Origin of the sequence: Thalassobacillus devorans (assembly GCF_900176565.1) — a bacterium.
Classification (GTDB): domain Bacteria; phylum Bacillota; class Bacilli; order Bacillales; family Halobacillaceae; genus Thalassobacillus; species Thalassobacillus devorans_A.
Genome location: NZ_FXEH01000005.1, coordinates 542,074 through 565,055 on the forward strand (window position 1 = coordinate 542,074; position 22,982 = coordinate 565,055).

Here is a 22,982-nt window from a genome sequence, read left to right on the forward strand (position 1 = left end):
ATGACAACGAAACAATCGATCCTGCTTATCGGCACAAGTCTCGTCACAGCTATCCTGGCGCATGCCTTCTTCCTATACCAGTGGACACAGGGAGTTTATATGGCTGGGCCGGATGACGGGCTTTCTCAGATGGTGCCGTTCCGTGACATGCTTTATGACCAGTTCACGATTGGCAATTTCTTTTACTCGTATGAGTTTGGGCTCGGTGGCGGAACGTTCAGCCAACTCGCCTATTATTATGGCATCAACATCTTTTTCTACTTGACCGTAGCGGTTGTATTCCTGCTGGAGTCCCTGTCGATTATAAGAGAAACGGATATTCTGTTCTGGACCGAGGCGACGGTATTCATCAGCATCGTGCGCATGACGCTAATCCTGTTGGTCACTACATATGTATTCCGCTACCTGAACGGCAGGATACTTCCTTCTTTCATCGGCGCTGTCCTTTACGGGGCGTCGGGTATGTATTTCCGCCATGTCACCTATTGGGAATTCTTCGGCGACGCGTTCCTATGGCTGCCGCTTTTAATTCTAGGTGTTGAGAAAATCATCCGCGAACAAAAGCCGGGCTGGTTGATTGCAGCGACAGCCATCTCTTTTTTCGATAATTTCTACTTTGCCTACATAAATGGCATTTTTACCGGCATGTATATCGCTGCCAGATGGATTTTTCCACTGATTGACAAAGAAACACCAAAACTAAAACAGCTGAAATATTATACCGGTTCTGTCCTGCTTGGGCTCGGGATCGGCTCGGTCGGACTCATCCCGGCGGTTTGGGGCTTTCTGCAAAATATCCGGCCGCCTTTTGACCAGGAAATTCCGCTTGTCTCCAGCACCAGCAACATACTCTATGACAGCCCGCACCTGATTGTACCGGCTTTATTCGTGCTTATGCTCGGGCTTTTACCGTTGTACAAGAAACCACAGTTCAAGCTGTTCACAGCATTGAGCCTGCTGATCATCGTGCTGCATTTTATTCCCTGGGCGGCCAGCTTCTTTAACGGGCTGTCTGCTCCTCAGCACCGATACGAATACCTTGCTTCCTTTACTATCGGGGGCGCAGTGGCTGCCGCTTTACCGGCATTGGAAAAAATTACCCGAAGACAGTTCACGTTAGCGGGAACAGGTTTGGCCGCAATCTATGTGTTATTTCACTTGGTAGATTTGAGCCTGGAGTTTATCAATCTATGGACACTATCTATTCCAGTTACGGCAGCACTGGTTCTCTTGTCCGTTTTTTGGTTCATCAAAAAACGAACTTTGTATGTCCTGCTTGGCCTTACGCTCCTGTCTCAGCTTGTGATAATCAACCACTACCAATATGACAAACTGTATGTCCACGGGGGAGTAAAGGAAACCACGAAGGATTACATGCTGAGTAAAAACTACCTGGCAGAAGAACAGCAGAAACTAATCGATGACGCTCTGGAAACAGACGCTTCTCCCCTGCCACGGGTGTCATGGAAAGCAGATGGCAGATATAACACACCAATCGTCCAGGGGTTTGCCGGCACCAGTGCTTATTCCAGCATTCTCAACGGACACGTGCTCGATTACTATTACCATGACCTTGAAATCGATATGAAGCGGGAAAGTGTCAGTCGCTACTCCGGCTTCGGGGATCGCGCGAGCCTGCACAGCCTGTGGGGGGCAAACTATATCATGTACGAAAAAGGGAAGGAAGCGAATATCCCATACGGATTCAAACTCGCTGAAGAAAGTGAAAACTATGTTGTCTATCAAAATACTAACCCGCTGCCGTTCGTGCAGATATCTGACCAGATTTACAGTGAAGAAGCCCTCGAAGATAGTCATCCGATTTCACGTGAGCAGGCGATGATTCAGGGGCTGGTAGTCAAAGATGCGACAACATCAGCAGAACAAATTCCGGAGTATGAAAATCTGATCGATCAATCAGAAATAGAGCCAATTGGAGGCAGTTATTCCAACGGCAGGCTGGTTATTAGTGAAAAAGAAGGCGGGCTCGATATCACTCTTCCCCAATCGGTTCTGGATTCAGGAGCAGAAGATATCTATGTTTCCTTTTATCTATTCAACAATGTAGAGGAAGCTTCCTTGTTTGCCATGCGGGTCAACGACTTCTGGACCTCCCGGAAGTCGAGGGAATCATTTTATAAAACGAATGTAAATGACATCACCATCCGTGTGCCAAAGGAAGAAACCATCTCTATCCTCGTACCAGAAGGAGATTATACGCTCAATGAGTTAGTAATCTATGCAAAAGATTATGAAGCATTGGAACAAGCGACAAAAAGAGAACCACACCAGCCAGAGGTAACGCTCGATGGTAACAAGGTCACGCTAACTGACCTGCAGGCAGATACGAAAGGCTACCTGGCTATCCCTGTCCCTTATGAAAAAGGCTGGCAGGTCAAAGTCGATGGAGAAAAACGCGATATAGAACAGATCAACTACGCCATGCTCGGCACCGCCATCCAGCCAGGAGATGAAACCGTAGAATTCACCTACCTGCCGCCATACTTTAAAACGACCTTGTTGGCAGCTGGTCTATCACTGCTAATAGCTGTATTTTGGATTAGGAGAAAGCACACCTGATTACGTAGTCGTGGATTCAGACCGACCATAACAAAGCTATGGATAGTACATTGTGGTGGGTGGTTTTTTCTGATTTAACCCTGGGAAACGGATTTCTTTTTTAACTTCAAAATAAAAGCTAAAGGCTCCCCGTTATGGGAGCCTTCAATTAATAGTTATAATTTTGCTCAGGTAACTGATCATAAACCTTTGCATTAGCTTTGAAAATGGATCCATCAGCAATCGCAGCTGACGTTGTCTTCAGTGCCAAAAATGCTTGCTTCGTATTATAACCATTGGATTTTTGTCCTAATACATAAGGTTCGTAGCTGTTATCGGCCATCCCCCTCATTTCAAACAGAATAACTGGAATATCATATTGTAGAGCCATCGCATTGGAAGCTACAGAAGGTCGAGTTGTCGGTGCATCATATTTGAAGACATGGGACCAGCCGTATCGCTCCAACCCCTGATACAAGACCGTTGCCAACTTTTTGGATTGGTTCAATACCGATGGATCTACATCCGAATGGTATGGTGCTAAAAGAGAGGCAGAAGAGTACCTATCGTCATAATCCTCTTGCGTTCCTTGGTGGTGCATATCGATCATATAATCAATCTTATATTTTTGGAGCACATTTTTATGTAAGGCTTTCGTTTCCGGTGCCACCTTTTCTACGTGGTCGCGATTAAGATCAATTCGGTCGGCGTTATAGCGCGTGAGATGACGCCCGCTTGCTACATGATCATCCAAAGAAAAATTAACATCTCCCATAGCTCCATCTGCATTATACATTGGTAATATCAAAATGTTCACTCGGTTCAGCATCTCTTGATTTTGGGCACTGTTGGAACCTAAGTGACGAATAAAATCCAGAGCACCTTCTGTGGTTAATGCCTCATTTCCATGCTGTTGAGTAAGGTAAAGTATCGTGGGATTCTCTGGATTGGATATATACTTAACCAGATGGATATCTTTTCCTTTCGTGGTTTGTCCAATCACCTCTAGGTCCATTTGTTGTTGTTTGGTAGCTTCCTTTTGAAGAAAGCTTTTCATCTCACTGTATGTGGTGAACATCGCCGTCTGTACCGTCTCATTCCCGTTAACGTCCGGGCCGTTCCCTCCTGCCAGAGCTGGTGATGCAGTCACTCCCATTCCCGTTAAGGCCACTGCCAAAGTCATCGTTACTATTTTTTTCTTCAAATCCTCATCTCCTTCATTCATCCACCTTGAACACTGTTACTTTAAAAAGTTAAAAGCATGCAAGGATATTTTTTTTTCTATAGTAGAACTCATTCTACATATGGACGAAATTTCCTTTATATATATATAAATTCACCTGAGTAACCTTATCGATTTTGAACTATCCTTCCACCCCACTCTATCATAATCGCCACCCCCTCTTTTCCCTATGAGTCTTCTAACCAGCTTTACCATAGTGGCTATTTAGAAAATAAAGTTATTTTCTACAACACCAAACGACACCCAACTTCAGATAATAGTAATAGATATCTAATAACTGCAGAACCGGTTCTCGAAACGAGAATAACCATGTCGAATCTGTTAGACCAATCTTTCGAGGAAGTGTTAAAGCAATACGACAATATGATCCACTACCATATCCACAAGCTACATATCAACGACCCGGAGCAGGAATTCTACCAAGAAGGCTGCATCACACTCTGGGAAGCCTACCAGACACACGATCCATCACGAGGAACATTCCGTCAGCTTGCAAACTATAAAATCCACCATCGCTTCATCGATCTGATCCGCAAGCATTCCAAAGCAGCAGAGAACGAGAAGAATTATGTGGATCAGCACGCCACCGTCGAAGATAACAGCACGTATGATTATCCGGAAGACTGCTATTTTTGGAACGCCATTCAAGATGAATTGACCGAAAAACAATGGAAATGGATGAAGTATTACATCATTGAGGGTTTTTCTTATGCGGAGATTGCGAAGAAAGAAAATACTACAATTGATGCTGTGAAGAACTGGGGAAGAGAAGCTAAGAAAAAATTAAAATGGTTGGTAGTAATTGAATAATAATATAGAACGAGTCTGGGACATAACTAGCCGAAAATAGTAAAAAAAGGGTTCCGATTATCGAATTTTGATGACCGGAACCTTTTTTACTGAGTCAATCTCATAATTGGTTAGACGGTTTCCGTTTCAGGCCGTGTACTTTCTCAAGTTCACGGCCAAAAAGGCAAAACCTAATTCATTTTCAACGTTATCGCTGCCCCTAACGGACATGCGAGTGAAACGCAAATTAGCCTTCAGAAATCCAAAAACTGGCTCTACATCTACTTTGCGTCTGCCGTAGAGTTCGCCGGTTTTCTCATCCGAAAGCTTCTCTCTCACCGTATTTTTTTGTTGCTCCCACTTTTCATTATAATAGATTTTTCGATTGTTCCCTTCTTTTGCCTTCGTGCACTGGGAACGGAGCGGACATCCCGTACAATCTTCGCTCTCGTACACTTTGAACTCCCGAGTATAACCGTTTCGATCGGTTTTCTGGGATCGGTAACGGAACGTCACTTGTTTTCCGTTAGGACACGTATAGGAATCTTCTTCTTCATTGTATGACCAATTCGCGGAGTGGAAGGCATTTTTTTGAAAGCTCTTCGTCTTCTCTTTACGATAAGAGTTGTATGTAATCAGAGGCTCACGCTCCCGGTTTTCCAGGACATCTTCATAATTTTCTTCACTCCCATAGCCCCCATCGGCGACGATGTAGTTCGGAAGTTCAAAGTAATCCTGTTCGATCCGATCAAGGAAAGGACCGAAGGTACGCATATCCGTGGGGTTCGGAAAAATATCATAAGCGAGGGCGTATTGACCTTCCGTCGCAACTTGGATATTATAGCCGGCTTTCAATTGCCCATTCTTCATATAATCATCTTTCATCCGCATAAATGTCGCATCGTGGTCTGTCTTCGAATAACTATTCCTTTTCCCGAAGATTTCCATGTCGTTCGCATATTTTTGCTTGCGCGCCGCAAAGTCTCTGAACTGTTTCCTGGCCTGATTCGGTTCTTTGCGTTCGGAACGAATTTGTTTTCGTTCACTTGTGTCTTCGCTTTCTTCAATTTTCCGGTTCAAGTCTTCGACTTTTTCATCTAATGTTTCGGCTATATCAGAAAGTTCGTCGACCGATAATTCCTCCGGATTTTCCCTTTCTATTTCAGGGATGATTTCCTTTTCCACTAATTCATCATACATTTGGTTGGACTTTTCTATTAGCTTGTCGCTGTAGTTTTCGACGGCCTTACGCCAGACGAACGTAAACTTGTTGGCGTTTGCTTCTATCTTGGTTCCATCAATAAAAATAGCTTCCGCATCAATGATATCTTCTTGAACCAGTCGGGAACGAAACTGGACAAAGCTCTGGCGAAGAAGATCTTTGACGGCGGGGTGGACACGGAACCGATTAATGGTTCGATAGCTGGGCTCATAACCTTGAGCCAGCCACATCATACGCACACTATCCTTGAGTAGCCCTTCGATTTTTCTTCCAGAGAACACGGATTGGGTGTAGGCGCATAAAATGACCTTCATCATCATGCGTGGGTGATACGCCGGGCATCCCGTGTCACGCAGGAATGCTGAAAAGGCTTCATCCGGAATACTTTCCACCAACTCATGCACGGCATAGGCGATATCATTATCTTGAAGTTTCATTTCCACATCCATAGGCAAGATTACTTGGTTCATGTTATACTGTTTAAACATAAGGACACCTCCGATGGTTGTTGTGTGGTAACTTTAATTTTATCAGAGGTTGTCCTTATTTTCTTTATTGAAAATAAAAGAAAACCATAAAAAAGTGGTCGGCATCATTTTGATGCCGACCACTTTCCGTTTAATTTACTGGGTTTTGTCCCAGCCTCGTTTATCCTTCGTTATATTAAACTTAAGGCTTTTACCATTCTGCGATAGTTCCATCTTTATGCCGCCAAACAGGGTTTCTCCAGCGGTGCCCCTCTTCTGCCTTCTGCTTCACAAATTCCTCATTGATCGAAACACCAAGACCTGGGCTTTGCAGATTTTCAACATACCCCTCTTTGTAATCAAAAACAGATTTATCAGTTAAATAATCAAGCAAATCGCTGCCCTTATTGTAATGAATTCCAAGACTCTGCTCCTGAATAAAGACATTGTGGCTTGTTGCATCAACTTGAAGGCATGAGGCAAGTGCGATCGGTCCAAGCGGACAATGGGGAGCAACTGCAACATCATACGCCTCCGCCATGGAAAAGATTTTCTTGCATTCGGTTATTCCGCCGGCATGAGAAAGATCGGGCTGAATGATGTCTACATATCCATCCTGAAGCAGCTTCTTAAAGTCCCATCTCGAATACATTCTCTCTCCCGTTGCGATCGGAATATTCGTTACACGGGCTATATCCCTAAGTGCTTCATTATGTTCAGGAAGAACCGGCTCTTCAATAAACATCGGGCGGAAAGGCTCCAATTCTTTCGCCAGTATTTTTGCCATCGGTTTATGGACCCTTCCGTGAAAATCAATGCCGATGCCGAAGTCATCCCCCGCGGCTTCTCTTACCGCAGCAGTTCTTTCCAATACTTCGTCGATCTTTTTATAAGAATCGATGTATTGCATTTCTTCTGTCCCATTCATTTTAATAGCGGTAAAACCAGCGTCCTTCGCTTCCCTGGCGGCAGTCCCGACATCCGCCGGCCGGTCTCCCCCGATCCAGGAATATACCCTTACCGAATCACGGCATGCACCACCCATTAATTCGTGGACGGGCGCCTGATAGTACTTTCCTTTAATATCCCATAACGCTTGATCAATCCCGGCGATCGCACTCATATGGATGGGGCCGCCACGATAGAAGCCTGACCGGTACATAACCTGCCAGTGGTCTTCGATCCGTAGCGGGTTTTTACCGATGAGATAATCGCTTAGTTCTTCTACTGCCGCCTTTACGGTATCTGCTCTTCCTTCAATTACCGGCTCTCCCCATCCTTCAATTCCCTCATCAGTTTCTATCTTCAGAAAGAGCCATCTTGGTGGAACCTGGTATAACTTTAGTGATGTGATTTTCATTTTTATTCTCCTTTCCCGTCTACTAATGCCATGAACGCTCTCGCTTTATTTGTCAATTCTATGTAATTGTTATGCTGGTTAATTGCATCGGCATTTACTAGTGACCTGCCCAGCCCAACCGCAATTACATTTTTTTGAAAATAGAATGGCATGTTCTCCTGGTTAATACCTCCTGTTGGTACAAGAGGAATGTGAGAAAGCGGTCCATTGATTGATTTTAAATAATTGGGTCCCAGAGCATTCGCCGGGAATACTTTTACAGCATCTGCACCGCTCTGATAAGCTTCAACAATTTCTGTCGGAGTCAAGGCCCCCGGGATACTGATAACGCCTTTTTCTTTCGTCACACTGATGGTCTCCGTACAAACATTTGGTGAAAATATAAAATTTGCTCCTGCATCGATGAGCGTTGCTGCTGTCTGAGTATCCAATACAGTACCGGCACCAATGATGACGTCATCATCAAATCTAGTATTCAACTTGGCAAGCAACGCTTCTATCTCCGGAGTATCAGCAGTGATTTCAAGTGTTTTAACCCCGCCATTGACTAGAGCCTCGGCAGCAGGTAATACTTTCTCTGGAGACATCCCTCTCAGGACAGCAATCACTTTATTCTGTTCGATCTTTTTAAATACATTATTCATTTCCTCATACCTCCTAACGACTGACATCCTCCTGGTTATTAAAATAGGAATCTAATAAATTTCTATCAGGAAGCCCTTCTACATCTCCTGGCACAAGGGTCACCATTGCTCCAATAGCGTTTCCCCTCTCAACAGAATCTTTAGGACTAAGTCCATCTAATAAACCGGAAAGGACTCCCGCTGCAAAGCCATCACCGGCGCCAACCGGGTCAACGACCTGTTGGACCGGAGACCCCTTTACTAATCCTTTATCTTCTTTTGTGAAATAATAGGCTCCTTCAGCTCCAAGCTTAATGATGGATAGACCTACGCCTAATTGAAAAGCCTTTTCTCCGATCAACTTGGGGTCAGATACGCCAAACATAAACTCAGCTTCATCAATACCTGGTAAAAATATATCGGACAGTCCGGCAATTTCGAGCAAGACTTGTCTCGCTCTCTCCTCATTCCAAAGGTTTTTTCTTAAATTAGGATCAAAGCAAATCTTCACCTTATGTTTTTTAGCAGTAGAAATCGCATGGTGTACCGCTTTATAGCACTTATCACTAAGTGCCGGTGTGATGCCTGTAATATGCAGGTATTTGGCATTAGCAATATAGTCTTCTGCTATATCTTCTTCTGTCATATTACTGGCGGCCGAATGGGAGCGATAATAATAAACCCGGCTACGTTCACGGTTAAGGGCCTCTTTCAAAAATATCCCCGTGGGGAACGTTTCATCAATTTTCACCTGACTTATATCGACTCCCTCTCCCTGGATAAAGGAGCGCACCTTTTGTCCCAATTCATCATTACCAATTCTACTAATCCAGCCGGCTTTGTGACCTAGCCTGGAGAGCCCGATCATCACATTGGATTCTGCTCCTGCAACTCTTGCGGAAAAATCATTGGCATATCTAAGCAGTCCCTGGGAGTTGGAGGCAAACAGTACCATAGATTCTCCCAATGTAACAACATCCATCTAATCACCTCATTTCACTAACAAAAAACTAGACTTATCGCCAAGTCCTTATGGCGAAAAACTTAGTTTTACTTATCCTTTAACAAAATCAACTTTCTTAAGGAACAAAAGCGCAAGCGCCTTGCTCACCCCCGACAAGCTTAAGAAAAGCCTCGGCGTGACGTTTTTTGTCACAGAGAGGATTTACTTAAGACCTCGAGGGGGTTGGCGCTGGAGCTGGAGGAGACCCAGCAAGTAAAGCTACCACGAAAAGAAAATTTTATAATTTCCTAGACAGCAAGGAAAGAGCGGACTAAGCCGCTCTTTTGCCTTACTTCAATCTTGCCTTTGACTCTTTTGCAGCATCTTCCATCGCTTTTTTAGCATCTTTTTGACCAAGCAATACAAGGTTCACCTCTTCAAACAGTGGATTTGAAACTTGTCCCCAGTTAGGGATATCTGGCGGGAATTTTACATAGTCAAACTGCTTGGCAACGTTTGGCTGGTGGCCAAGATCGTTAAATTCATCGCTCTCATACACAGCCTTTGATGCTGGTGCCTGACCTGCTTCTGCCCAGGAAATACCGTTCTCCCCAACATAACTGATGAATGCTTCAATGCCATCGATTTTCTCATCTTTCACACTGTCAGGCATGACAAAATTATGAGAGTTTCCATATACAGCCTGCGTCTCGGTTCCTAATTGCGGCATCGGCGCACTGCCAAAATCTACATCCGATTCTTTAAACTGATTGATCATCCACGGACCATTAATTATCATGCCGGCTCTTTGCTGTAAAAACAGTGGAGTTGGACTGTCCTGGACATTACTTGGAGCCACCTCATATTTTTCTATCAGGTCTCTTTCAAATTGAAGGGCTTCAATTACAGGCTTTGAGTCATAGTTAATCTCTTTGTTTTCTGTAATTAACTCACCTCCGTTTTGATAGACAATGGAAGGAAAAATAAAGTCCTGTAATCCTCCGGTTGATACGATTGTTCCATATTGACCTTTGTCCTTATTCGTAAGCTTTTCAGCATATTCCAGGAACTCCTCCCTGTCTTTCGGAGGTTTGTTTGGATCGAGTCCCGCTTCCTTAAACATTTCCTTGTTCCAGTATAAAATAAGCGGGTGAATATCCAGCGGAACACCATAAAGTTCTCCATTATAAGTAGCACCCTCTAATGCATTTTCATGATAGTCCTCTTTCTTCACAAGATCTCCTGTCATATCATCCAGCTGCTTTAAAATACCTTTATCTGCATAAGTAGGAAGGTGATTCGCATGGACAATAAACAAATCCGGAACTTTCTTCTGATCCTGTATCGATAAATCCAGTGTTTTGTAATAATCCTCATTCGGTTTAATTTCCAGATTAACTTCATATTCTTCCTGCGATTGATTAAATCCATCCACAATTTCTTTCATTTTAGGCCCGTCCGGTCCTGAGAATGGCGTCCAGAAAGTTATTTTCTTTACACTTCCTTCTGCCTCGCCGCCCTCCCCGTTACTTTCAGAAGAGCATCCGACCATGCCAATAACTAACAGAACAGCAATCATACTTACCAAAAAACGTTTGATTTTCATTATAATCCTCCTTTTGTTAAATGGTTTCAGGTAGTTAAACCACCCGTTGTTCCATATTAAGGAACGATGTTCCGTAATATGAATATAAAATTTACTGGGCAAAACCCAGTAAACTTGATATTTCAGTTGCAGATTTTTTTAACAATGGCAGGTATTCCTGGATATGCTGGTCCGTCATTTGTACGGAAGTTCCTGTAATACTAACGGAATAGTTCACGCTATTTAAATGATCGAATATAGGAACAGCAACACACCGGATCCCTTCTTCGTGCTCTTCATTATCAATGGAATATCCATTCCTATTAATTCGCTCAAGTTCATGTCTGAATTCCTTTTCTTCTGTATAGGTGTTTTTGGTGAACTTATGAAAAGAGTTTTCAGACAGGTAACGAGTTAGTTGTGCTTCATCAAAGTAAGCAGCTATAGCTTTTCCTACCCCAGTACAATAAATCGGAGCACGTTTACCCAATTGGGAATAGATACGTACAGCAGATGGAGTCTCCACTTTATCAATATAGATGACATGAGAATCATCAAGCATTACTAAGTGGGATATTTTGTCGGTCTGGTTAGAGATTTTCTCCATAATTGGATGAGCAAGCTCAACGATATTCAACTGATCAACGACAATATTACTCATCTCAAGAAACTTTAATCCAAGACGGTAAACGCTTTTTTCCTGCATTTGCTTAATATATCCATGCTCTTCTAAAGTCATTACCAAACGGTGAGCAGTACTTTTAGCTACTCCTAAACGATTGGCTATCTCTGTAATTCCCAGACCTTTTGGGTGTTCTTTAAGGTATTCTAAAATTTTTAAAGATCGATCAACAGATTGAATCATTCATTTTCACCTTTTTACTAAGTAGTTGTTCCTTATTGTGTAACCGCTTTCCTTATAGTGATTACTATCCTATATAAAATTCAGAAATTTGTCAACTTTATAAATTAATTTTTCAAAGAAAGTTATGTATTTGGTGTATTGTCACATGTTACAGGATTAAAAAAGGAAAGACTATGCAGCCTTTCCTTTTTGTTGAGCGATTAGATTTGGTTAATAAAACGTCTAAACGCCTCTTTCCCTTCCTTATCTTGTTTAAATACACCGGCATGCTCCAGTACAGTCGAAAATGTTTTCCCTATTTCTTCTTGAAGAACCTGTTTGACATTGTTTTCATTTAAATCCGTATACTCATTTTTTATCCGCTTGGCCCACTCAACATGTTTGGCCATCCGGTCATCTTCTTTTCCTTCTGTATCCAGCTTATCATTTAGGATGTATTCTCCCAGCACTTCCATCTCTTCTACCAATCTGCCAGGAAGCACGGCAAGCCCCATGACTTCTATCAGTCCGATATTTTCTTTCTTGATATGATGGACTTCCTGATGGGGGTGGAAGATGCCAAGCGGATATTCATCATCTGTACGGTTGTTTCTTAATACGAGATCCAGTTCATACAACCCATCCCGCATGCGGGCAATCGGGGTGATGGTGTTATGCGGATCGCCACCAGTCTCAGCAAAAATACCGACACTTTCATCACCATAATTTCTCCAGGAGTGAAGAATCCTGCCGCCAAGCGCGGCTACCTGCTCCCGGTCTTCCCCCTGGAGCCTGATTACAGACATCGGCCATTTGACGATACCTGCAGTGACCTCTGAAAACCCGTCAATGGAAAAATACTCTTCTATCGGAGCTTTAGCCATTGGAAACTCATGGTGACCTGCCTGGAAGTGATCATGGCTGAGAATAGACCCTCCCACGATTGGCAGGTCGGCGTTGGATCCCACGAAGTAGTGTGGCAGCTGCTGTATAAAATGGAGCAGCCGGTTAAAACCATCCTCGGAAATTTCCATCGGGCGGTGGTCACGGGATAGGACAATAGCATGTTCATTATAATAAACGTAGGGCGAGTATTGTAAGTACCACCTTTCACCTTCCAGTTCCATCGGTATGATACGGTGGTTCTGTCTGGCAGGGTGATCCAATCTGCCTGCATAGCCGACATTTTCTTTACATAACAAACACTTGGGATAAGCTACAGCTTTATTAGCCTTTGCCGCTGCTATCGCTTTTGGATCCTTTTCCGGCTTGGACAAATTAATCGTTATTTCAAGGTCCCCGTAAGATGTAGGGCTGTACCAGTGGACATTTTTAGCAATCCGGTTTGTCCTGATATAATTAGACGATTGAGCAAGCTGGTAAAAATAATCGGTAGCCGCAACAGGTCCTTCTGATTCGTAATAATGATAAAATGTTTTATTGACTTCACCAGGTTTCGGCAGCAGCTGGTCCATGATACGGGAATCAAACAAGTCCCGTTGTGTCACGGTATCCTCTGAAATCAACCCCTGAGCAGCAGCATAATCCAGCATAGGTTCCAGAATCTTAACAGGAGTTTCCAGCTGTTCATCTATCACCTCTTGCGGCTGGTAGTCTTTTAGCTGGAACAGGTCCAATAATCCATTGCGTACATAATCCGTATCCCACACAGTGATCATTTTCTTTTGCAATCCATATTGAATCAATCGATCGATCTCTTGATAGATATTGATGGTCATGCCTGCACCTCCTATTATTAAGCCTGATAGCCGTCCGGATTTTTCTGAAACCAATTCCATGCTGTTCGAATCATGGTGTCGATATCGGAATAGTTCGGACTCCAGCCTAATTCATTGATCGCTTTTTCCGAAGAAGCAACTAATTGAGCCGGGTCACCCGCTCGACGAGGAGCTACTTCTGCCGGTATCTCATGCCCCGTCACTTTTCTGGCAGCGCCAATTACTTCCTTAACGGTAAAGCCATGGCCATTACCCAAATTATAAACGGCACTCTTTCCATCTTCCCGTAATTTCTTTATAGCGAGATGATGAGCATCAACAAGGTCAGTAACATGAATATAATCGCGGATACACGTCCCATCCTTGGTATCATAATCTTCTCCAAAAATGTAGATGTTCTCCCTTTTACCTAAAGCAACCTGGAGAATAATCGGAATGAGGTGAGTCTCCGGACGATGATCCTCTCCAATTCTTCCCTCAGGATCTGCACCAGCTACATTGAAGTATCGTAATACCACATGCTTGATGCCATGCGCCTGTTCGGCCCATTTCAACATTTTCTCAATGGCAAGCTTTGTCTCTCCATAAGGATTGGCCGGGTTTGTAGCATCTGTTTCCTGGATAGGGATCTGTTCGGGGTCCCCATAAACAGCTGCTGTGGAGGAAAAGACGATCTTTTTGATGTTATGCTTTGCCATAGCCTTCAATAGACAAACCGCACCATACACATTATTATCGTAATATTTCAATGGCTCTTCCACACTTTCCCCTACAAGAGAATCAGCAGCAAAGTGGATGACAGCGTCGATGTTGTTTTCCTCGAACACTTTATCCATAAAACTTTCATCCCGAAGGTCACCCTGGTAGAAGACAGCACCGTTGAATAATGCTTGCTGATGCCCCTTCTGCAGGTTGTCCACTACAACCACGTCTTCTTGTTTGTCTAAAAGCTGTGCTACGGCATGGCTCCCAATATATCCTGCTCCACCACATACTAATACGGTCATTAAAAAGCCCTCCTTTTATAACGTCTTTGCTCCATCGCCAATGTCCACTACATAAAAATCTGCTTCCAGACCTGTACTTTCGTAGTACCTGCGGCCAACATTTTCAATAAAGCGATCGGTTGCTTCCTCAGGGACAATACTTATCGTACAGCCACCGAAACCAGCCCCAGTCATTCGTGAGCCAATCGCTCCTTCCTGCCAGGCGGCCTCTGCCAATGCATCCAGTTCTTTCCCCGTCACTTCATAATCGTCCCTTAATGATTCATGGGATTCATTCATCAATCGGCCAAATCCCTCAATATCACCGCTATTCAACTTTTGTACCGCTTCTACGGTACGGACATTTTCATAAACGGCATGTTTCGCTCTTTTCTGTACTACTTTATCTGAAATCAAATGTTTATGTTGTTCAAATTCTTCCCGTGTAAGGTCACCTAAGGAATCAATGGCGAGTTCAGCCTGCAATTCTTTCAGCGCTGTTTCACATTGAGATCTTCTTTCGTTATATTTAGAATCTGCCAGGCCTCTCCGTTTATTGGTATTCGTGATGATCAGCTTCTCATTTTTGAGAACAATCGGAGTATACTGGTAGTCCAATGTATCGCAATCCAGAAGAATCGCATGGTCTTTCTTACCAAGCCCGCTCGCAAATTGATCCATGATTCCACAATTCACACCTACGAACTCATTTTCTGCCTTTTGGGCAAGCCTTACCATTTCCACTTTATCTATATCGAGGTGAAATAATTCTTTTAACGCTATAGCTGTGACCAGTTCTAACGAAGCAGATGAAGATAGACCAGCACCATTCGGGATATTTCCATAAAAAGCAATGTCCACTCCCTGGTTAATCTCATAACCTGCTTCTTTCAGCATCACAGCCACACCGATCGGGTAATTCGCCCAATCTCGTGTTTTATCGTACTCTAGATTATCTATCTTTGTTTCTATAACTCCCATTTCTTCAAAGTTCATAGAATACAAGTGAACTTTTTTATCGTCCCGTTTCCTGGCAATCGCATAGGTGCCTACGCTCAAGGCACAAGGAAATACATGTCCGCCATTATAGTCGGTATGCTCTCCGATCAAATTAACACGGCCAGGTGCAAAAAAAGATAACGTGTTTTCCAAATCACCGAAACGTTCTGTAAACGTATTGCGAAGTTGTTTCATCCTGACACCTCATTTTCCTTCAATTTCCCTATTTCACGCTTGTTTCTACTACATTGTAACATACTTAGTTAATTTAATTAATTATGTTTTTATGTTCTTAACTATTTCTTTAAATCTTCTGCCTACTCTATTTTCCTTTCGAACCATTTGGCCTTTTTCATTCATTTCTAACGTGTAAAGTCCAAAAGGCATCAATTCTTCTTCTGCGCTTTTACCCGATACCCGGTATTCCCAGTCTACTAGATCGAAGAAAGGGAACCAGGTATAACCAAGCAGGTCTATCCCCTCATTTCTAAGGGAAAAGCAGGCATCGACGGAATCATTCAGCCACTCCACCCTTTCTGTTTCAGATCCTCTAAAACTGGTCTCCGTAATCATGATAGGGGCTTGATAGCGATTTACCGCTTCCCGGATAATATCCTTTAACTCTTCCCCTGTACCTAAGACGTGGGGATAGATAATATATCCTTTATCATCCCGTTTCACTTCATGTACACTAAATTGCGGATAATAATTGATGCCAACGATATCAAAGTTGCAATTATGTTCCTTGAACCATTTGACTTCTTCTGTAGAGACACCATATTGCAGCATAAGCTGGTATAATGGATGGTCTTCATTCACACGGCCATTTAGAAGTTCCCACATGACAAACCTATTTTCATTCCATATATCCACCTCTGTCTGTAATGCTGGATCATAAGTGAAGTATTTCTTCGTCGCATCCACATGCACCATCACTGCTTCTGAATCTATGGACTGAATGGCCTTGACGGTCTTGATGATTCCTTTTCCGAGTTGCATGATCATGTGGTAAAACCCATGCAGCCCCGTATGATAAGGCGGCCACACACCATTCAACCCACAGAACTCTGCATTTACATAGGGCTCATTAAGTGGAGTATAGTATTTCACAATATCGCTGTACCTTTCTGCAAAAGCTGCAGCATATTTAGCGACACAATCCGGATATCTTCCATTACTGAACTCATTCTTCAACCAATGAGGTGTCCCATAATGCATCAGATCTATAATTGGTATCAAATCCGGGTGCTTACGAAAATAATTCATGACTTCATCTACCCATTCCCAGTCAAAGACACCTTCTTCATTCTCCACCTTATACCACGGAATTCCATACCTGATCATCCTGGCACCAGACTCCCGGGCGAGATCCAAATCTTCTTTCCAACATTCATAATGCTGGGTCAGTGCATATTCATCTAATGGACGTTCTCCTTTTTCTACCTGGGTTACGAACGTGTCCTCAATTCCTACAGCCCAAATAAAGTCCATATTTTGTTCCATTTACCGCTTCACCCCTATAGAAAAATCGGATGGCATAATACCACCCGATATTTGATTATTTTTGGTCGTTGATTTTTTTAATTTTTTCTAATTCGCATTTTGGCTTTCGATCATAGGTTAGTAATCCATTAATCTCCTGTTCCACATCTGTTAATTGGGTATAGCAATACCCTTGCAGAATCGGCGATTGTTGTAATGCTTCAGTTTGCCTGCGGTATTCTTCGACCAGGTCTTCACTTGTACTTACGGATGAATAACCCCAGCCTTTTTCACCGATTTCGTAGGCGATTCCCCCATATTCCGTCACCATGACAGGTTCACCCCGATAGGAAAAACCTTCTGCATAAACGGGCCGGTCAGCAGCAGTCATCCCTGTTGCTGATTCAATATCTTTAAAGTAATCAGCCATAATGTCTGCCGAACGATAATTATGGACGCCGCAAATGTCTGAGATCGTATGCTCCCATCCTTCATTAGAAAGAACCGGCCGGGTTGTATCAAGGGATTTGGTTAAGTAATACATACCTAATGAATGATGCTGCTGTTGGGTTTCATGAGCCACTCTTGAAATACCCCAACTCTCATTCAAAGGAACCCAGGCAACGATGCTCGGATGGCTATAATCCCTTTTAACAGCCTCGCCCCATTCCGCTGAAATTCTTCGGACAGCATCTTCACTATACTCAGCAGCGTTAGCCATTTCTCCCCATACCAGGAACCCTAGCTTATCTGCCCAGTAAAGGTAACGTGGATCTTCTACTTTCTGGTGTTTACGTGCCCCATTAAAACCCATTTCTTTAGCGAGGACAATGTCCTGCTTCAAGTCATCATCTGTAGGAGCCGTCAACAAAGCACCTGGAAAGTAGCCTTGGTCAAGCACCAGTTTTTGATAGTAAGGCTTATTATTTAAACGGAATTCTCCATGATCAATGGAAACTTTTCGCATACCGAAATAACTAGTAACGTTGTCCGTCTCTCGACCACCCTTTATCGATTTCAATTCGACATCAAATAAATTAGGGGTTTCCGGGGTCCAGTACCATCCCGAGTGGTGAATATTACTACGATCGGTAAACCTGTTCCTTAAATTGAAACTTCGCTTCGTATAGTTTTCAAAAACGGTGGCACGATCAGAAATAATCGTTTGACCTTCAAATTGTATGGTCACCTGTAGTTCAACATCTTCATCGATGTCACCAGCGAATTCTGCCTCCAGCTCAATGTCACCGCGATCAATCTGCGGGGTCCAGCGGATAGAATCGATATGTGTGTTTTCTACTGCTTCCATCCAGACGGTCTGCCAAATTCCAGTTGTTCTTGTGTAAAAGATGGATTCTGGTTTCTCATGCCAATATTGTTTTCCACGAGGGATTGTTTCGTCTTCGGAAGGATCTTCTACACGAACCACTAGTTCATTGCTTCCTTCTTTGACCGCATGGGTGATATTAGCTTGGAAAGGAGTGTTTCCACCTTCATGGAAAGTGACCATTTCTCCATTCACATACACCCAGGCACGATAGTCCACTGCCCCAAAATGGAGCAATAGTTTCTTATCTTCCCAGTTATCCGGGACATCAAATTCACGATGATACCAGACGACGTCATGGAAAGAAGGGTCATTAATACCGCTTTTCTCGGTCTGGAAAGCAAACGGGACAAGGATCTTTTTCTCTTTTGGAAAAGAGTCATACCATTTTTCTGTTAATCCCTTCTTATTGTCATCAAATGAAAAATTCCATTCTCCATTTAGATTGACCCACTCTTCCCGTACAAATTGCGGGCGGGGATATTCATTACGAACATTATTCATCGTTCTCCTCCTATTCCTGCGATTACTTAATACCTGTTTGTGTAATACCTTTGATCAGTTGTTTTTGTCCGATTAAGAAAATGATGATGATTGGAACAGTAGCGATAGAAGTTAAGGCCATCAACTTACCATAAGAAGATACAAAACTACCCTGCTGCATAATAGCAATACCAGTAGTAATGGTTCTCATTTCTGGTGAACTAGTCGCAACTAATGGCCATAAGAAATCATTATAGATTGTCATAAAAGAGAAAATGCCCAGCGTCCACATGATCGGTCTGGCAGACGGCAAGACGACTTTCGTAAAAATCTGCCATTTATTAGCTCCATCCAGATGAGCAGCTTCTTCCAGTTCTTTCGGGAACGAACGGAAAAATTGATAAAGCAGGAAAACACCGAAAGCATTAGCGGTATATGGGAAAATCAATACAGCATAAGTGTCTAAAAGACCTGCGTTGCTGAACTGCATATATAAAGGAAGGAATGTGATGACCCAAGGAATCATCAATGTACTGATAAACATCGGTAATAATATTTTCTTAAAAGGCACATCCAATCTGGCAAGAGCGTACGCTGCCATTGCATCAATAAATACAATGATCAATGTACCGGTTATCCCAGCAAACAGGGAATTGAACATCCACTTGAGCACTGGAACATTCAGCCCTTGACTAAGCAGAGTGTACGTGTAGTTTTCGGTGGTAAATTCCTGTGGAAGCCAATTCAGACCACCAGATATCGCTTCAATATCTGACTTAAAAGAAGTGGAAAACATCCAGAAAAGCGGGGCGAGGAAAATGATAGCTACAATACTCGCTAACAAGACCAGAAATATTGTTTTTGTTTTATTCTGCATGATTTGCACCTCTCTTTTTAGTAGAATTGGATACTTTAAATTGAATGATGGATACGACAATCATGATTAATGCCATGACGATTGCCATTGCCGAGGCAGATCCCAGCTGTCTTTGTTCGAAAGCTTGCTCGACAATACCCATTAGAAGCACTTCTGTGGAATCGCCTGGCCCACCACCAGTCATCAGGTATGGCTGTCCATATATATTGAAGGAAGCAATGGTTGAAGTGATCACAACGAATAACATAATAGGACGGATGGATGGAAGTGTAATATGGATGAAGTTCTGCCACGCACTTGCTCCATCAATAGCGCTGGCTTCATACAAATCTCCAGGCACCTCATTCAACGCATTGATGAAAATGATCATATTAAACCCAACTGTCCACCATAAGGTTGCTGCCACAATGGAAATCCAGGCATAAGGCATGCTTGTCAACCAGGGAATCGGGTCAAAACCCATTTTTACTAAGTAATTGTTGATCAGCCCTGAGTTTGTATCTAACAGCCAAAGCCATATGATAGCGATGACAGATACAGAAATGGAATAAGGGATAAAATAAAAAGTTCTGAAATACCCCCTTAGTTTTGCAGGTAAGCTATTTACCAGCAACGCCAGACCAAGACCTAAAAACACCAATAAAGGTACAGAATAAATGACGAATTGAAACGTATTCCAAAGACCTTCAAAGAATAACGAACTCAAATATGAATCCGGGTTAAACAGAGCAATATAATTTTTCAACCCCACTAACGGGCGGTCACTCGATAAAAGATCCCATTCATGAAAACTGATATACACCCCATAGACAAGCGGGACCACCAAAAAAGTCATGAACATGATAAAGTAGGGTAAAACAAACAAAGCTGACGTAAAAGAAGACTTTCTTGTGTTCATGATTTCTACCTTCCTTCTATTACAAAAAATTCTGTTAACTAAATATAGAAGGGCAGGTAGCTACCTGCCCATGTTTAGTTATTGCAACCTTTCATCTGCCTGCTTTTGAGCATCCTCTAAGGCGTCCTGGACGTCTTTTTGTCCAAGTAATACTTCATTGATCGCGTTATACAATGGATCTGAAATTTGACCCCAGTTTTCTACCTTTGGTGAAAATACAGCATTGTCAAATTGCTTGGCAGCCTCTGGCTGCTGTTTCATTTCCTGGAATTCATCGCTTTCGTAAGTTGCTTTTGCTGCTGGAGCCTGGCCAGATTCAGCCCAAGCCATTCCGTTTTCACTTACATAAGTCAAGAAATCTGTAATGCCTTCTACTTTTTCATCGCTGACACTTTCAGGGATGACAAAGTTATGAGAGTTTGCAAACACTGCTTCCTGTTCTGTTCCTAGTTGTGGAACTGGGGCTACACCATAGTTGATGCCTGAGTCTTCCCATTGCTGCATCATCCAAGGTCCATTAAGATGCATCGCATTTTTTCCCTGAACGAATAATGTAACTTCTCCATCCTGTTGTACATCAGCTGGAGAAACATTATGTTTTTGGATTAAATCAAGTTGGAACTGGAGAGCTTCCTGAACAGGCTCTGAGGTGAATTGAGCTTCCCCATCGGCATACAATTCTCCACCATTCTGACTTACAATTGTAGGGAAAATGAACTGCTGAGGCCATAATGTCGGAACAACAAAACCATATTGCTGTTTATCTTTATCGGTTAATTTTTTGGCATATTCAACGAATTCTTCCCGGTTAGTCGGTGGAAAATCCGGATCTAAACCAGCTTCTTCAAAAAGATCTTTGTTCCAATAGAACATCAACGGGTGAATATCCAAAGGCACACCATACAATTCACCATCGACTGTTGCATTCTCCCAGCCTTTTTCATGGTAAGCATCTTCTTCTACCGTGTCTCCAACGATATCGCCTAAGTTTTTAAGCACATCTTTGTTAGCGTAGGAAATGATCTGATCACCATGCATGACCATCATTTCCGGCATGTTTTTTTCTCCATTAACTGCTAAATCGACTGTTTTGTAGTACTCCGATTGAGGTACAATTTGTAAATTAATATTATAATCTTCCTGAGAGTCATTATATTCGTCGACAATTTCCTTCATTTTTGGTCCATCGGGTCCAGAAAAAGGTGCCCAAAGAGTAATTTTATCTCCTCCATTGGATCCACCGCCATCTCCTGAATCTCCACCTGAACAAGCAGCCAAAACAAAAACCATCAAACTAGCAAACAATATGGGTAACCACTTTTTACTTGCTGACATATCCTTGCCCCCTATAATTGTAATAAAATCAGAAACCGCTTACAGAACTCTGCAAAAAATATGATAGTTAATTAAATAAATTAACTATGTTGTTAAAACAAGATTACTATTAAACTAGTTTTCTGTCAACAGCTTATCTTTTTAAAATATCTGGCCTTTTCACCTTTTTGCCTTTTACCTCTACTTCCTGATAAACCCATTCCCCAGTGTAGGTAAGGAATTCCACATCGTTATCTTTTACGAGAATCGTGTCTTCTGATTTCACCCCCGGTAAGGATGGATTCCATGCGTAAGCTTGATTGCTTTTGATGATATGGGAGGTATTTGGATCAGCTAAAAACTCTCTGGAGGCATAACCTGTCAGCCCACCTTGATGTAACAACTTCCAATCATCCGGAAATCCCTCTTTTTCATATTGTGCGATACCCGCCTGGATAACGTCACCTGCCGTGTTACCAGGCAAGGTTGTCACATTCATCATTGCATCAATTCTTGCGACTCTTTCTTTATTTTCCTGCACCTGTTGGGACATTTCACCAAAGTGAACAAACCTGGTGACATTAGCTACGAGACCAGCTCTTTCGGCACAAAGCACAATCATTGCTTCTTTATCCAGTATTTTTCCTGTAGGAATCGGATGGCGATAACGGTAAATCCGTTCATCCGTAGCCACCAGGATAACTTGGGCTTTGATTCCTTGTGCGATTACTTTTGCTGCTAATGCCGCTTCGATTTCATGCTCTGTTTGTCCTGGTTTGATCGATTTACAAATTTCTTCTACAGCTCTTGCAGCCCTTTGACACAAGTCCCTGTAGCTTTCTATTTCCTTTTCGCTTAGTTCGGATCTCCATATACTAAGCTCTTCATCTACTACCTTCCAGTCTTTATAAGGAGAATCTGTCACCATCTTCTTCCCTGATGTAATCTCCTCGATCAAACCATCTGTACTTTTGAACCAATCAACCGTAGCAACTTCAACCTCAAACGGGAACTGGGAGCATTCCTCTTCTACTAATCTTCTTTTTTCCATTTCAGACGTCACTAAGTGGGCTTCATCCCTGGTGATGATTAAATCGGCTACTCCCTGGTCAGTAGCTTGTACAATGTGGTTGTACCTTCCTTCCGTTACCCAGGAAAAATTATTACGTTTTCTCAACAAAATACCATCCAGACTATTTTCTTCTAAGTAAGATCTTACTTTTTGTATATTCATAGACTCCT

18 protein-coding genes are annotated in these 22,982 nt (G+C 42.7%); 2 read left to right on the forward strand and 16 right to left on the reverse strand.

What is annotated here, in order from left to right:
- A complete protein-coding gene (locus B9Y67_RS07385) occupies positions 1 to 2,580 on the forward strand; it encodes a YfhO family protein (protein ID WP_085506725.1) in 2,580 nt (859 codons plus the stop codon).
- A gap of 148 nt (positions 2,581 to 2,728) precedes the next feature.
- On the opposite strand, the gene B9Y67_RS07390 is transcribed toward B9Y67_RS07385, so the two are convergent.
- Positions 2,729 to 3,763, reverse strand: a complete 1,035-nt coding sequence (locus B9Y67_RS07390) for a M14 family zinc carboxypeptidase (protein WP_254901742.1) — start codon at positions 3,761 to 3,763, stop codon at positions 2,729 to 2,731.
- Positions 3,764 to 4,111: 348 nt separating this feature from the next.
- Here B9Y67_RS07390 and B9Y67_RS07395 point away from each other — a divergent pair, with 348 nt between their 5' ends.
- Positions 4,112 to 4,612 (forward strand): sigma-70 family RNA polymerase sigma factor, encoded by a 501-nt coding sequence (locus B9Y67_RS07395; RefSeq protein WP_085506103.1) that lies wholly within the window; start codon positions 4,112 to 4,114, stop codon positions 4,610 to 4,612.
- A 126-nt stretch (positions 4,613 to 4,738) separates the two neighbouring features.
- On the opposite strand, the gene B9Y67_RS07400 is transcribed toward B9Y67_RS07395, so the two are convergent.
- The 15 genes from B9Y67_RS07400 to B9Y67_RS07470 form a co-directional block, all read right to left on the reverse strand.
- Entirely contained in the window at positions 4,739 to 6,301 is a 1,563-nt protein-coding gene (locus B9Y67_RS07400) for an IS1182 family transposase (RefSeq protein WP_085505220.1), read from the reverse strand.
- 190 nt (positions 6,302 to 6,491) lie between these two features.
- Entirely contained in the window at positions 6,492 to 7,640 is a 1,149-nt protein-coding gene (gene dgoD, locus B9Y67_RS07405) for a galactonate dehydratase (protein WP_085506104.1), read from the reverse strand.
- A 2-nt stretch (positions 7,641 to 7,642) separates the two neighbouring features.
- On the reverse strand, positions 7,643 to 8,284 hold the full coding sequence (locus B9Y67_RS07410) for a bifunctional 4-hydroxy-2-oxoglutarate aldolase/2-dehydro-3-deoxy-phosphogluconate aldolase (protein ID WP_085506105.1): 642 nt from the start codon (positions 8,282 to 8,284) through the stop codon (positions 7,643 to 7,645).
- 13 nt (positions 8,285 to 8,297) lie between these two features.
- Positions 8,298 to 9,245 carry a sugar kinase gene (locus tag B9Y67_RS07415; protein ID WP_085506106.1) on the reverse strand — a complete coding sequence of 316 codons (948 nt, stop codon included), beginning with the start codon at positions 9,243 to 9,245 and terminating at the stop codon, positions 8,298 to 8,300.
- 310 nt (positions 9,246 to 9,555) lie between these two features.
- Positions 9,556 to 10,812 (reverse strand): ABC transporter substrate-binding protein, encoded by a 1,257-nt coding sequence (locus B9Y67_RS07420; RefSeq protein WP_085506107.1) that lies wholly within the window; start codon positions 10,810 to 10,812, stop codon positions 9,556 to 9,558.
- 91 nt (positions 10,813 to 10,903) lie between these two features.
- Positions 10,904 to 11,656 (reverse strand): IclR family transcriptional regulator, encoded by a 753-nt coding sequence (locus B9Y67_RS07425; RefSeq protein ID WP_085506108.1) that lies wholly within the window; start codon positions 11,654 to 11,656, stop codon positions 10,904 to 10,906.
- A gap of 200 nt (positions 11,657 to 11,856) precedes the next feature.
- A complete protein-coding gene (gene galT / locus B9Y67_RS07430) occupies positions 11,857 to 13,368 on the reverse strand; it encodes a UDP-glucose--hexose-1-phosphate uridylyltransferase (RefSeq protein WP_254901784.1) in 1,512 nt (503 codons plus the stop codon).
- Between the two features lie 23 nt (positions 13,369 to 13,391).
- On the reverse strand, positions 13,392 to 14,381 hold the full coding sequence (gene galE, locus B9Y67_RS07435) for a UDP-glucose 4-epimerase GalE (RefSeq protein ID WP_085506110.1): 990 nt from the start codon (positions 14,379 to 14,381) through the stop codon (positions 13,392 to 13,394).
- Positions 14,382 to 14,396: 15 nt separating this feature from the next.
- Positions 14,397 to 15,554, reverse strand: a complete 1,158-nt coding sequence (locus B9Y67_RS07440; protein ID WP_085506111.1) for a galactokinase — start codon at positions 15,552 to 15,554, stop codon at positions 14,397 to 14,399.
- 81 nt (positions 15,555 to 15,635) lie between these two features.
- On the reverse strand, positions 15,636 to 16,862 hold the full coding sequence (locus tag B9Y67_RS07445; protein ID WP_085506112.1) for a family 1 glycosylhydrolase: 1,227 nt from the start codon (positions 16,860 to 16,862) through the stop codon (positions 15,636 to 15,638).
- Positions 16,863 to 16,917: 55 nt separating this feature from the next.
- On the reverse strand, positions 16,918 to 18,672 hold the full coding sequence (locus tag B9Y67_RS07450) for a glycoside hydrolase family 2 protein (RefSeq protein ID WP_085506113.1): 1,755 nt from the start codon (positions 18,670 to 18,672) through the stop codon (positions 16,918 to 16,920).
- 22 nt (positions 18,673 to 18,694) lie between these two features.
- Entirely contained in the window at positions 18,695 to 19,528 is an 834-nt protein-coding gene (locus tag B9Y67_RS07455; protein ID WP_085506114.1) for a carbohydrate ABC transporter permease, read from the reverse strand.
- Positions 19,518 to 20,426, reverse strand: a complete 909-nt coding sequence (locus tag B9Y67_RS07460) for a carbohydrate ABC transporter permease (RefSeq protein WP_085506115.1) — start codon at positions 20,424 to 20,426, stop codon at positions 19,518 to 19,520. Before B9Y67_RS07460 ends, B9Y67_RS07455 begins: the two co-directional genes overlap by 11 nt.
- A gap of 78 nt (positions 20,427 to 20,504) precedes the next feature.
- Positions 20,505 to 21,761, reverse strand: a complete 1,257-nt coding sequence (locus tag B9Y67_RS07465) for an ABC transporter substrate-binding protein (RefSeq protein ID WP_085506116.1) — start codon at positions 21,759 to 21,761, stop codon at positions 20,505 to 20,507.
- 133 nt (positions 21,762 to 21,894) lie between these two features.
- Positions 21,895 to 22,974: a M24 family metallopeptidase gene (locus B9Y67_RS07470; protein ID WP_085506117.1), complete on the reverse strand. Its 1,080-nt coding sequence runs from the start codon at positions 22,972 to 22,974 to the stop codon at positions 21,895 to 21,897.
- Positions 22,975 to 22,982: the final 8 nt, after the last annotated feature.